Source organism: Micromonospora inaquosa, assembly GCF_003857055.1.
Classification (GTDB): Bacteria; Actinomycetota; Actinomycetes; order Mycobacteriales; family Micromonosporaceae; genus Micromonospora; species Micromonospora inaquosa.
This window is the reverse complement of the sequence record NZ_QGSZ01000184.1, coordinates 1-12146: the sequence shown is the minus strand read 5'-3', so window position 1 is coordinate 12146 and position 12146 is coordinate 1. Positions and strand designations below refer to the sequence as shown.

The window sequence follows — 12146 nt, the reverse complement described above, 5'->3', positions numbered from 1 at the left end:
GGGTACGCCCGCGCCATGACCGTCCTGGCCCGGCGTCGGCCCGCTGCCCGTCCCCGGCCCGCGCGGCCCGGCCCGCTGCGGCCGGGTGGCCCGGTGCCGCGACCCACCGCTCGGCCCGGCGCCCGATGACCGGCGCCGCGACACGATTTCCGTTCCGCTTCGACGCGGTGTTCCGCCCGGCGCTGGCGCTGCTGGGAGTCCGCTCGGCGACGGCCTGGGTCGCCGTCAGCGAGCGGGAGTTGCTGATCCGGTACGGGCCGTGGCGGCTGCGGACCGCCCGGGACAACGTCATCGCCGTCGAGCTGAGCGGGCCGTACCGCTGGTGGCGGGCGATCGGTCCGCACCTGTCGCTGGCCGACGGCGGTGCGACCTTCGGCAGCAGTGCGGCCGGCGGGATCTGTCTGCGCTTCGGCGTACCGGTGCCGGCACTGCTGCCCGGGGGGCGGCCTCGGCACCCGGCGGCCACGGTGACCGTCGCCGACCCACCCGCGCTGGCCCGGTTGCTCGCCGTCCCGGACCTGTCCTGAGCAGGCCGAACAGGTGGCCGGTTCCGCCGACCGGCCGCCGGGGCGGCGCCTACCGTCGGATCAGGACCTGTGAGGGTGGGACTGGCGATGGGTGACGAGCACCGGGCGAAACCACGACGCTGGAACGGACGCCGCCACGCGCCGACCGGGCCGGACCCGGCACTGCGGGCGGCCCGCGATCCGGCCCGCCCGCACCGGGGCGGCCGGCAGGGGGTGGTGGTGCCCGACCGGGTGCCCACCCCGGCCCGTTCGGGGCCGCCGACCAGTCCGCTGCGCCGGTGGCTCTTCCAGCACCAGGTGCAGCCGCCCGGCCCCGAGGCGACCGAGGGGCAGAACCGTCGGCACGCCTGGTGGCAGGTGATGTGCCTGACTGGCGTGGACTACTTCTCCACGCTGTCGTACCTGCCGGGCATCGCGGCGGTGGCGGCCGGTGCGCTCTCCCCGCTGGCGACCCTGTTGATCGTCGTGCTCACCCTGTTCGGCATGCTGCCGATGTACCGGCGGGTGGCCCACGAGAGCCCGCACGGTCAGGGTTCGGTGGCGATGTTGGAGCGGTTGTTGCCGTTCTGGCGGGGCAAGATCTTCGTCCTCGTGCTGCTCGGCTTCGTGGCCACCTCCTGGATCATCACGATCACCCTCTCCTCGGCCGACGCCACAGTGCACCTGTTGGAGAACCCGTACCTGCCGGACACGGTGCACGGGTCGGTGGTGCCGGTCGTGGTCACGGTGGTGCTGCTGCTCGTCCTCGGCGGGGTGTTCCTGCTCGGGTTCCGCGAGGCGGTGGTGGTGGCCATCCCGCTGGTCGCGGTCTTCCTGGTGCTCAACGCGGTGATCGTCGTGGTCGCGCTGGCCCGGATCGTCGAGGACCCGGGCATCGTGTCGGACTGGACGGCCGCGGTCACCACGACCGGCGGCGGACCGGGTCACGTGCTGCTCACCGCCGTGTTGGCGTTCCCGCTGCTGGTGTTGGGGCTGTCCGGTTTCGAGACCGGGGTCAGCATGATGCCCCTGGTCGCGGCCGACGGTCCGGACAAGCAGGCTCGGCTGGCCGCCCGGATCCGCAACACGCGTCGGCTGCTCACCACCGCCGCGTTGATCATGTCGGTGTACCTGATCTCGACGACCTTCGTGACCACGGCGCTCATCCCGAAGGAGGAGTTCCGGCCGGGGGGCGGCGCGAACGGGCGGGCACTGGCCTTCCTGGCGCACACCTACCTGGGTGAGGTGTTCGGCAGTGTCTACGACGTGAGCAGTGTGCTCATCCTCTGGTTCGCCGGCGCCTCGGCGATGGCCGGCTTGATCAACATCGTGCCGCGCTACCTGCCGTCGTACGGCATGGCGCCGGAGTGGGCGCGGGCGGTGCGCCCGGTGGTGATCGTCTACACCGTCGTCAGCGTCGGCATCACGATCGCCTTCCGGGCCGACGTCAACGCCCAGGCCGGCGCGTACGCCACCGGGATCCTGGCGATGATGGTCTCCGGGGCGGTGGCGGTGACGATCTCCGCGGCCCGTCACCACCGGCGTGCCTCCGCGATCGGCTTCACCGTGCTGACCCTGGTGCTGCTCTACGCGCTGCTGGAGAACGTGATCGAACAACCGGACGGGATCACGATCTCCGCGTTGTTCATCCTCGGCATCATCGTGGTCTCGTTGGTTTCCCGGGTCACCCGGACCACCGAGCTGCGTGCCGAGCGGATCGAGTTCGACGAGCCGGCCCGTCGGTTCATCACCGAGTCTCTGGCGCACGACGGGCAGTTGCACCTGATCGCGAACAAGCGGCAGAAGGGGTCGGTGAAGGAGTACACGCTCAAGGAGCGGGCGCAGCGTGGGATGAATCCGGTGCCCGGGGCCGCGGACGTGCTGTTCCTGGAGATCGACGTGGTGGACCCGTCGGACTTCAGTCAGGTGCTGCGCGTCCACGGGATCGAGGTGGGCGGCTTCCGGGTGCTGCGGGCCAACAGCCCGGCCGCGCCCAACGCGATCGCCGCGATCCTGCTGGCCCTGCGCGACGCCACCGGGGTCCGGCCGCACGCGCATTTCGAGTGGTCGGAGGGGAGCCCGATCGCACACCTGGCGCGCTACCTCATCCTGGGTCGGGGGGACACCCCGCCGGTGGTGCGGGAAATCATCCGTCGGACCGAACGGGACCCGCTGCGCAGGCCCGGCATCCACGTCGGCGGGTGACGTCAAGGCCGGTTTGAAGATGAAAGAGGGGACTATTCACGTTCACACCTTCCTGTCCGTATTGCGGACCTATCGTGACGTTTGGTGGTCGACGAGCACGTCGAGCCCTCCGCGCCCGAATCGGCGCGGTCACGTCAGGTAGGCAGGAAGGTAGGCACCGTTGATGTCCACGTACCGAGAGGGAGACCGCGCGAGGAGACCCAGACGGCGGTCCCGATGGTTCTTAGCCAGCGGGTTACTGGCGGGGAGCCTGGTCGTGGGAGCGGCCGGCGCGGCTGCCGCCGCCGACCGGGCCCTCACCCTCCCAGGTCTGGCCCGGCTCACCCCGACGGCCGACGACGACCGCCGCGACGGCGACCGGCCCACGTCGGAGCAGGGCCAGGACGGCGCCGAACGGGCCCGCCCCACCACCCCGGGCACCGGCAAGCGGGGCGTGGTGTCGGTGCCGTGTGACGCCGCGAAGCTGGTGGCGGCGCTGGTCACGGCCAACGCCGAGGGCGGCGGCGAACTCCGGCTCGCGCCCAAGTGCCGCTACACCCTCACCGAGGCGTTCCACGAGACCGACCAGTACGACGGCGGGATCCGTGACGCCCGGGAGGCCGCCGACGCCGCGGAGACCCCCGGTGACGCCGAGGCGCCTCCGCACGACCCGGCCGACGACACCGCCGGCCTGCCGGTGATCTACCAGGCCATCACGATCGACGGCGCGGGCGCCACCATCGCCCGGGACGCCCAGGCCGCCCCGTTCCGCTTCTTCACCGTCCGCGACGGTGGCGAGTTGACCCTGCGGGACATGGAACTGCACAACGGGCGTTCGGCCATCGAGGGCGGCAGCGTGCACGTGGTGCACGGCGCCACCGCCGTGGTGGAACGGGTCACCGTCTCGCAGAGCACGTCGCTGTCGCCCGAGGGCGGCGGTGGCGGCATCTTCAACGACGGCAACATGGTGGTCACCGACTCCACGTTCGTCGGCAACAGCGCCTCCGGCGCCGCGGGCAAGGGCGGGGGCCTGCTCAACGGCGGCGTGCTGACGCTGAAGCGCTCCGAGTTCCACCGCAACAGCGCCAACGGGTACGGCGGCGGGCTCGGCAACTACCGGGGTGCCGCCGACGTGGAGAGCGTCTCCTTCACCCAGAACAGCGCCGCTCAGGGTGGTGGGCTGGCCAGCTTCTCGGCCCGCACGAAGGTCTCCGACACCGAGCTGCTGAACAACACCGCGCAGGTCGGCGGCGGTGCCGCCAACTCCGACGCGGTGCTGGTGATGCGCACGATGACCATCCGCGGCAACACGTCCACCGTCAACGGTGGCGGCATCTCGACAGTGAAGGGCCTGACGCCGCTCGACGACAGCGTGGTCGAGGGCAACACCACCCACGGCCTCGGTGCCGGCATCTACGCCGAGAAGGCGAACCTGCTGGTACGCGGCAGCGACGTGACCCGGAACGAGGCCGTCGGCGCGGCGTCGCAGGGCGGCGGCATCTACGCCAACGCGGGCTCGGTGGCGATCTACACCAGCAAGGTCACCCACAACGCGTCGACGCTGAAGCCCGGCGGTGTTTTCGGTATGCACGCCCAGGTCAAGATCGACGATGAGAGCGTGGTCGTCGAGAACGAGCCGACCAACTGTGAGGGCAGCCAGGTGCCGATCGCGCACTGTTTCCGCTGAACGTCGACCCGCGCACCCATCCCGAGCGCACAGGTGAGCCGCCCCGATGATCAGTCGGGGCGGCTCGCCGCGCCTGCCCTGGTCGGTCGCCTGCCCGCAGGCGTCAGCCCATCGCGCGCAGGCGGCCGGAGAGATCGCCGGCGAAGAAGTCGAGGAAGCCGTCCGGGTCGGGACCGGCGTTCTGCAGGACGATGTGGTCGAAGCCGGCCTCGATGTACGACCGGACCTTGGCGACGTGCGGTTGCGGGTCCGGGCCGACGGCGAAGAGTTGCCGGATGTGCTTCTCCTCGACGTACGCGCTGGCCGCGTCGAAGTTGACCGGGTTCGGCAGCTCGCTCATCACCTTCCAGCCGGTCACCATCCACCGGCTCGTCTGCAACACCGCCTGCACCGCCTGCTGTTCGTCGGTGGCCCAGGCCAGTGGCACCTCGGCGTAGCGCGGGCCGGAACCGTGGGCGCGTCGGTAGTGCTCGACGATCGACGCGTCCGGTTCGGTGGCGAAGAGGCCGTCACCCAGTTCGGCGGCGAGTCTTGCCGACGCCTCACCGCTGGCCGCCACCGCGATGACGGGCGGGGTGTCCGGCAGGTCGAAGACCCGGGCGTCCTCCAGTTGCAGGTGTCGGCCCTCGTACGACTGGTAGCCGCCCTGCCAGAGCAACCGGATGATCTCCAGCGCCTCGCGTAGCCGCTCGTGTCGGCCGCGCACGCTGGGGAAGCCCCGGCCGACCACGTGTTCGTTGAGCCGCTCGCCGGCGCCCACGCCGAGGGTGAACCGGCCGTCGGAGATCAGCGCCATGGTCGCCGCCGCCTGCGCGATGATCGCCGGGTGGTAGCGGACGGTCGGGCAGGTGACGCCGGTGGCCAGTCGCAGGGTGCTGGTCCTGGCCGCGATGGCGCCGAGCACGCTCCAGGTGAACGACGAGTGCCCCTGGGTGTCCAGCCAGGGGTGGAAGTGGTCGCTCATCTCGACGAAGTCGAAGCCGGCCCGCTCGGCCAGGACGGCCTGTCGGATGATCTCCTGCGGGCCGTACCCCTCCGAGGCCAACTTGTAGCCGATCTGCATGCGTGCTCCCGATGTCCGTCCGGCTGGCACGGGTCCGTTCCCGGCCGGGGCAGCGGCAAACGCCGCGACGCCTGCAAACCAGCCTCCTAGGATGCCTTACCGGATGTGACCGGTCCGCACCGCGGCAGCCCACGTCATCGCACCCGCCCCGAAAAACGAGTCAGCCCGTGCTCCCGGATCCGGGAGCACGGGCTGACGGGTGTCTGTCCTACTTGGAAGGCTCGGGCAGCTTGCAGTCGACCTTCGGGTTGGCGCCGATGTAGTTCAGTGGCCCGGCCACGATCGTGACCAGGATGGTGCCGGCCTCGGCGCAGTTGGTGTCATCGCCGCTGTAATAGCCGCGCTGACCGGCGGCGATCGCGCCGATCACCAACCAGATCACGACGATGACTCCGAGAATCGAGGTGCCGCGCATCGCTGCCTCCTGAGGTATGTGGTGGATCTGAGGTGCAGCCGTTGTACCCAATCGGGTCGCGCGGCTAACTGTTGCGTGCTATGCCCCGCCTCCCGACGGATCCTCCATCCGGCTGATGCCGTCCGCCGTTGCGTACCGCCCGGGCATCCGCCGCCCGCACGGGGTAGCGCCGGTCGGCTATCGGATCGGCGACCGACCTCGCCATCCTCCGGCTGAGTGGACGTAGAACTGCCTCACGGCCCCGCCGAGGAGGACTCAATGGACGCCCCGACACCGCCCCTGTACATCGACCGCCCCGAGGACGTCGCGGTCGCGGCCCGCGCGCTGGCTGGCGGCGCGATCGTCGCGGCGGCGTTCGCCAACTTCTACGTCATCGTCACGCGTCCCGACGCGGCCACCGTACGCCGGGTCAACCTGGCCAAGGGGCGGCCGGTCCACCAGGTCGGCAGCATCACCACCGCGGTCGGCCGGATCCCGGGGATGTTCGACTGGACGCGGATTTCGCCCCGCCTGCCGGTCGGTCGGGTGCGCGCGCTGATGGACGCCCTCTACGGGGCCGGGCCGTTCGGCTTCCGGGGGCCGGCCGCCGACCGGCTTCCCGACCACCTCACCCAGGTCGACCAGGGGATGCGGACCACCCAGGTGATCGCACCGGGCCTCACCTGCCCGTCCAATGCCCTCTTCGAGCGGGCGCTCGCCGAGACCGGAACGGATCACCTCTACATCACCTCGGCGAACCGGTCCCGGCATCTGACCGGCGCGGCGGAGGAGCCGGCGCACTGGAAGGCGGGAGCCCTCGCCGCCGACTTCGCCCACCTCGACGATCTGGTGGTGCTCGTGCACCGGGACGAGGCAGCCGCTCGTGCCGCCTACCCGGGTTACCTCACCACCTCGGTCACCCTGCTCTCGTTTCACGCACCGGAGGGTGACCTCGAAGAACCGCCGGTGCTCACCGTGGACCGGCACGGATCGTTGCACCTGGACGACGTGCGCCGCGCGGCCGCGCCGCTGGGCCTACAGGTGCGCCTGGCGGGCACCGCCCGGCAACGGTTGCGGGTGCGGGGGTACGCCGGGGCACTGGTGTGAGCGGTGCCAGTTGCGACACCGCTGCGCCCGGCGGGTTGGCGACCGGCGGTGGGTGGTTGCCTCAGTGCGGCGGTGAGGGGGTCTCCGCCGGCTTGCCGTGGCTACGCCGGAAGTCCGCGTAGGCCACGCCGGCCAGCACCAGCAGCCCGCCGAGGGAGGCGAACACCGGCGGCAGGTACAGCACGGCGGGCCCGATCGCCAGCAGTGCCAGCACCCCGCCGGGTCGGGACCAGGAAACCCGGCTGAACACCTCGTACTCGAAGGAGGCCCGGCCGGCCAGGAAGAGCGCCGGGCCGCCGAGGATCACCGCCAGCCAGGCCGGCGGGATCTTTCCGGTCGGCTGGTGCAGCACCAGGTGGAAGCCGGACGCCGTGGTGACCACGCCGGCGATCATCAACAGATGGGTGTACGGCGCGCTGAACAGGAACTTGCTGGGTGACCGGGCCGCCTGGATGGCGCTCGGCAGCAGTTCGCCGGACTTGTGCACGTAGATCCGCCAGAGCAGCAGCGTGGTCAGGAACGCCACCGCGAACGCCCCGATGTTCTGGGCCTCGTTGTGCTCCATGCTGAACATGGTGCCGATGGTCAGGATGGCGTCGCCGAGCGAGATGATGAAGAACTGCTGGTAGCGCTCGGAGAGATGCTCCGCCGTGACGTTGCGCAGCTGCTCCGGCACCACGCCGAGCCCCGGCACCGGGTACGCGAGCCGGAAGCCGATGTAGTCGATGCCGAGCGCGATGGCCCAGCAGATGATCCGGGCGTCCCCGCTGACGAACGCGCCGATGAGCCACGGGATCGCCGACACCACGAACCAGAGGAAGATTCGGGCCGCCCGACGCTCGGTCTGTGGTTGGCGGCGTACCGCTGGCATGAGGAACAGTCCACGCCCCAGGTGGATCGCCACGTACGCGCCGGCGAAGACGAGCCCTCGGGCGTTGAACGCCTCCGGGATCGCCGTGGTCATCAGCAGCGCCCCGAACATCACGGCGCTGATCAGCAGCTTGATCTCGGTGCGTTCCGGGTTGTACATGTCGGTGACGAGCGTGGTGATCGTCCAGGTCCACCAGACGGCGGCCAGCATGATCAGTGCCTGTGCGGCTCGGTGCCAGTCGAGCTGCTCGACCAGGCCCCGCGAGATGAGCGCCAGCGCGACCACGTACACCAGGTCGAAGAAGAGTTCGAGGAGGGTGACCCGGCGCGGGCCCTCCGGGTCGCGCACCGGTGGACCGCTGGCCCGCGGCGATCCGGGTTCCGGCGCGGCGAGATGCACGGGTTACTCCTGCGGAACCGCTCGACTCGACGGACCGTCCGGTCCACCTCAACGGACGGTAATGAGCGGGGGAGCGCAGCACCCCGTGTTAGTCCGCGCGTCCCCCGACCGGGTTGATCCATTCGGGCTCGCGGATGTCGGGGTGGCTACCCCGGTTGCGGGGATGTCGAGTGAATCTCCTGGCCGCGGGGGGCGGCGAGGGCCTCGACGAGGCGACGGGCCGAGCCGGCCAGGTTCCACCGTTGGGCGAGTTCGAGCAGCCGGTCCGGGTCGGCCGGCGCGGTCGGCAGCGCGGTGGGCAGCTCCGGCAGGGGCACGTCCAGGGCGACCCGGACCACTGTCGGCGCGACGCCGAGGTAGTCGCGCGCCGCGACCAGCTTGGCGCGCAGGCCCGGCGCGAAGGACGAGTCGGAGTCGTCGAGCGCGGCCAGGATGCCGGCGATGCTGCCGTAGCGCTCGATCAGTCGGGCGGCGGTCTTCTCGCCGACGCCCGCCACCCCGGGCAACCCGTCACTCGGGTCGCCGCGCAGCGCGGCGAAGTCGGCGTAGCGGTCCGCCGGCACGCCGTAGCGGGCCCGCACCGCGGCGTCGTCGCAGTCGTCGAGCTTGGCCACTCCGCGCCCGACGTAGAGCAGCCGGACCGGTCGGGTGTCGTCGACGAGCTGGAACAGGTCGCGGTCTCCGGAGACCACCTCGACCGGGCCCGGCTGGGTCACCGAGAGGGTGCCGAGGACGTCGTCCGCCTCGTAGCCGGTGGCACCGACCGCGGTGATGCCCACCGCGGTCAGCACCTCCAGGATCATCGGCACCTGCGGGGAGAGGGTGTCGGGCACGACCTCTCCGCCCTGGGGGGCGACCCGGTGCGCCTTGTACGACGGCAGCAGGTCGACCCGCCACGCCGGGCGCCAGTCGTAGTCCAGGGCGCAGACCATCCGGTCGGCGCCACGCACCCGGATCAGGGTGGCGAGCATGTCGAGGAAGCCGCGTACCGCGTTGACCGGGGTGCCGTCCTCGGCTTTGGCGGCGGACTCCGGGATGCCGAAGAAGGCCCGGAAGTAGAGGCTGGCTGCGTCGATCAGCAGGATCGGGGGTCGGTGTGCCACGCCGGACAGCCTGGCACAACCCTCCGACGATCGGGGGTACGCCCGGCCGCCCGGTGGTGTCAGCGTCGCTCGTCGGGCTGGTAGACGGTCTCCCGGCGGGCCAGGTGCTGCACGACGTAGCTGGTCACCAGGAGCAGGATCGCGACGACCACCTCGACCCAGGCGGCGACGCCGTCGGCGATGGTGACGCCGATGACCAGCAGGACCAGACCGACGAGTGCGAGGACGCCGGCCCACAGTTGGCGGCGACGGCGTGTCGCCGCCCGGCTCGCCTGGTTCGCTGCCATGTCGGTCCTCCCGGTCGGGGAGTCCGGGCGGCCCCCCGCTTCCAGGCTATGGCTCCCGGTGGCGTTCGATGAGGGAAACCGACGCGTGGGGCGTGGGCCGTCCCCGGTCGTCGCCGTAGTCCGTTCCGATCCGGAACGGACTATTGTCGGGGCGGAACGGTGGAGGTGGCTGGTGCGGCGAGAGGATCTTGCCGATGCGGACTGCGGCATCGCGCAGGCGCTCGGCGTGCTGGGGGACTGGTGGACCTTCCTCATCGTTCGCGACGTCGCCGGGGGGACGACCCGCTTCGACGCGCTCCAACGGGAGCTGGGCGTCAGTCGGCGGGCGCTGACCGAACGCCTCGCCGCCCTGGTCGAGCACGGTGTGCTGGAGCGCAGACCGTATTCGCAACATCCACCCCGGTACGACTACCTGCTCACCACGAGGGGCGAGGGGCTGTTGCCGGTGCTGATCGCACTGCAGGACTGGGGGACGAGGTATCTCATGGGTGATGGTGACGTGACAGCGACGGCCGACGCCGGCTCGGCCGAGGCGCGCCGTGCGCACGAGCTGGTGGGCCGACGGCTGCCCGAGGTCGTCCTGCCCGCCGCCGACGGGCAGCCGGTCGCGGTGGCCGCGACCGACGCGTGGACCGTCCTCTACCTGTTCCCCGGGGCGTACGCGCCGGGGACGAACGGCTATCCGCTCGGTTGGGCGGAGATTCCCGGCGCCCGGGGGTGCACCCTGGAGTCGGCCACCTACGCCAAGCGGCATCCGGACTTCCTGGCCGCCGGTGTCCGGGTGTACGGCGTCAGCACCCAGCGGCCCGACCAGCTCGCCGCCTTCGCCGCGTACGCCGAACTGCCGTTCCCGCTGCTGTCCGACGAGGATGGTCGGCTGGGGGCGGGGTTGCTGCTGCCCGTGTTCCGCGCGGGCGGGGCGAACCGGTTCAAGCGGTTGACGCTGCTGGTCGACCCGACAGCGGTGGTACGAGCCGTGCAGTTCCCGGTCACCGACCCGGCCGGCTCGGTGCAGGAGATGCTCACCCTGGTCCGTGAGCTCGCGGGGGCCCCCGACTGACGCCTTCGCGTCGATCGGGGACCCCGGCGAGCGTCCCGCGGGCGAGGTGTCAGGCCGGGAGCGTCCAGCGTTGGTTGGCGCCAGCGAAGCAGTCCCAGATCTGCAACCGGGTGCCGTCGGCGGAGCTGTTGTCGGTGGCGTCGAGGCACTTGTTCGACTGCGGGTTGCGCAGCGTGCCGTTGGACTGCGCCTGCCAGACCTGTGCGCCGCTGCCGTTGCAGTCCCAGAGCTGGACCTTCGCGCCGTTGGCGGTGGAGCCGCTGGCGACGTCGGCGCACTTGCCGAGGGCGCGCAGCGTGCTGTCGCCGGCCACGGTCCAGGTCTGCGCGTTGGTGCCGTTGCAGCCCCAGAGCTGGATGGCGGCGCCGTTGGCGGTGCTCGCCGAGGCCACGTCGACGCACTTGCCGCCGATGCCGGTGATCCGGCCGGTACGACCGGTCGGCGGCGGGGTGGTGCCGCCCATGATGGTGTCGTACATGGCGCTGAGCAGTGAGGTCGAGCCGCTGGTGTCCTGCGACAGCTCCCAGTTCATCACGCCGCCGGCGTTGGCCAGCGCCCACTGGGTCTTGCGCTTGACCGTCGGAATGCCGTTCCAGCACTGCTGGCTGCCGCCGATGGTGGCGCAGTCCCGGTTGGCGTTCGCCGGGTCCAGTCCGACCAGGTACGAGTAGTTGTAGTAGACGGGGCGGCTGTAGAACGGGATGCCGAGGACGGCCTTGCTGGCCGGCAGGCCGCGGGCCTTCCACAGGTTGATGCTGTTGATCGACCAGTCGTAGTTGGCGTGTGGGCTGCCGCCGTCGTACGCCATGATGTTGAGCCAGTCGACCTGGTTGAACACGGCCGGCTGCACGCCGTCGACGGAGTAACCCTCGGAGACCACGGCGGCGGTGAGCAACTTGCCGCGGCTGTGCATCGCGCTGCTGAGCTGCGTCATGAGCGCGGTGTAGTTGTTGGCCGAGGCCCCCGGGTCGGGGTACTCCCAGTCCATGTCGACGCCGTCGAGGTTGTACTGGTTGACGAAGTTGACGAGGTTGTTGACGAAGGTGGTGCGGCTGGTGGCGTTGGCGGCGAGCGCCTCGAAGGCCGAGTCGTTGCCGTCGTTCCAGCCGCCGACGGCGATGGAGACCTTCACGTTGTTGGCGTGCGCCTGCGAGACCAGCGAGGAGAGCCGGCCGCCGTCCACCCCCTGGAGGCTGCCGTTGCTGTTGGGCAGGATGAACGCGTAGTTGATGTGGGTGAGCTTGTTGTACTGGATCGTGTTGATGTTGCCGGCCCAGGAGGGCATGTAGCCGACGCTCTTGAAGTTGTTCGGCAGCACCACGGCCTGCGCGGCGGTGGGGATGACGGTGAGGGTGGCACCGGCCGTGGCCAGCGCGAGTAGGCCGGCGGCGAGGGCTCGGCGTAGTGGTGAGGACATCGGGGGCCTTCCCGTGGGCGGGGGACGACACCCGCCCGCGCAGGGTTGTCGCGGGCGGGGGGTGCGGG

The 12146-nt window shown here is 71.1% G+C and carries 11 protein-coding genes; 5 read left to right on the top strand and 6 right to left on the bottom strand.

Annotated elements, in window-relative coordinates; genetic code table 11:
• The 3 genes from DLJ59_RS11355 to DLJ59_RS11345 all read left to right on the top strand — a co-directional run.
• The coding region (locus tag DLJ59_RS11355) for a hypothetical protein (protein ID WP_244235965.1) at positions 1-527 on the top strand (527 nt) is incomplete at its 5' end.
• A gap of 87 nt (positions 528-614) precedes the next feature.
• Positions 615-2711, top strand: a complete 2097-nt coding sequence (locus DLJ59_RS11350) for an APC family permease (RefSeq protein ID WP_124772463.1) — start codon at positions 615-617, stop codon at positions 2709-2711.
• Positions 2712-2874: 163 nt separating this feature from the next.
• Positions 2875-4377 (top strand): right-handed parallel beta-helix repeat-containing protein, encoded by a 1503-nt coding sequence (locus DLJ59_RS11345; protein WP_124772462.1) that lies wholly within the window; start codon positions 2875-2877, stop codon positions 4375-4377.
• 103 nt (positions 4378-4480) lie between these two features.
• On the opposite strand, the gene DLJ59_RS11340 is transcribed toward DLJ59_RS11345, so the two are convergent.
• Both DLJ59_RS11340 and DLJ59_RS11335 read right to left on the bottom strand, forming a co-directional pair.
• A complete protein-coding gene (locus tag DLJ59_RS11340) occupies positions 4481-5440 on the bottom strand; it encodes a TIGR03557 family F420-dependent LLM class oxidoreductase (protein ID WP_124772461.1) in 960 nt (319 codons plus the stop codon).
• A 208-nt stretch (positions 5441-5648) separates the two neighbouring features.
• Positions 5649-5855, bottom strand: a complete 207-nt coding sequence (locus DLJ59_RS11335; RefSeq protein ID WP_030327576.1) for a hypothetical protein — start codon at positions 5853-5855, stop codon at positions 5649-5651.
• Between the two features lie 258 nt (positions 5856-6113).
• Between DLJ59_RS11335 and DLJ59_RS11330 the strand changes: the two genes are divergently transcribed.
• A complete protein-coding gene (locus tag DLJ59_RS11330) occupies positions 6114-6941 on the top strand; it encodes a hypothetical protein (RefSeq protein WP_124772460.1) in 828 nt (275 codons plus the stop codon).
• 61 nt (positions 6942-7002) lie between these two features.
• On the opposite strand, the gene DLJ59_RS11325 is transcribed toward DLJ59_RS11330, so the two are convergent.
• From DLJ59_RS11325 to DLJ59_RS11315, 3 genes are all read right to left on the bottom strand, one after another.
• Positions 7003-8211 carry a low temperature requirement protein A gene (locus DLJ59_RS11325; protein WP_124772459.1) on the bottom strand — a complete coding sequence of 403 codons (1209 nt, stop codon included), beginning with the start codon at positions 8209-8211 and terminating at the stop codon, positions 7003-7005.
• 146 nt (positions 8212-8357) lie between these two features.
• Complete coding sequence (locus DLJ59_RS11320; RefSeq protein ID WP_124772458.1) at positions 8358-9314, bottom strand: 5'-3' exonuclease; 957 nt, start codon at positions 9312-9314, stop codon at positions 8358-8360.
• 59 nt (positions 9315-9373) lie between these two features.
• Positions 9374-9601 (bottom strand): hypothetical protein, encoded by a 228-nt coding sequence (locus DLJ59_RS11315; protein WP_124772457.1) that lies wholly within the window; start codon positions 9599-9601, stop codon positions 9374-9376.
• 172 nt (positions 9602-9773) lie between these two features.
• Between DLJ59_RS11315 and DLJ59_RS11310 the strand changes: the two genes are divergently transcribed.
• On the top strand, positions 9774-10661 hold the full coding sequence (locus DLJ59_RS11310) for a winged helix-turn-helix transcriptional regulator (RefSeq protein ID WP_124772456.1): 888 nt from the start codon (positions 9774-9776) through the stop codon (positions 10659-10661).
• Between the two features lie 49 nt (positions 10662-10710).
• Here the strand turns inward: DLJ59_RS11310 and DLJ59_RS11305 are convergent, their stop codons facing one another.
• Positions 10711-12078: a glycosyl hydrolase family 18 protein gene (locus tag DLJ59_RS11305; RefSeq protein WP_124772455.1), complete on the bottom strand. Its 1368-nt coding sequence runs from the start codon at positions 12076-12078 to the stop codon at positions 10711-10713.
• Positions 12079-12146: the final 68 nt, after the last annotated feature.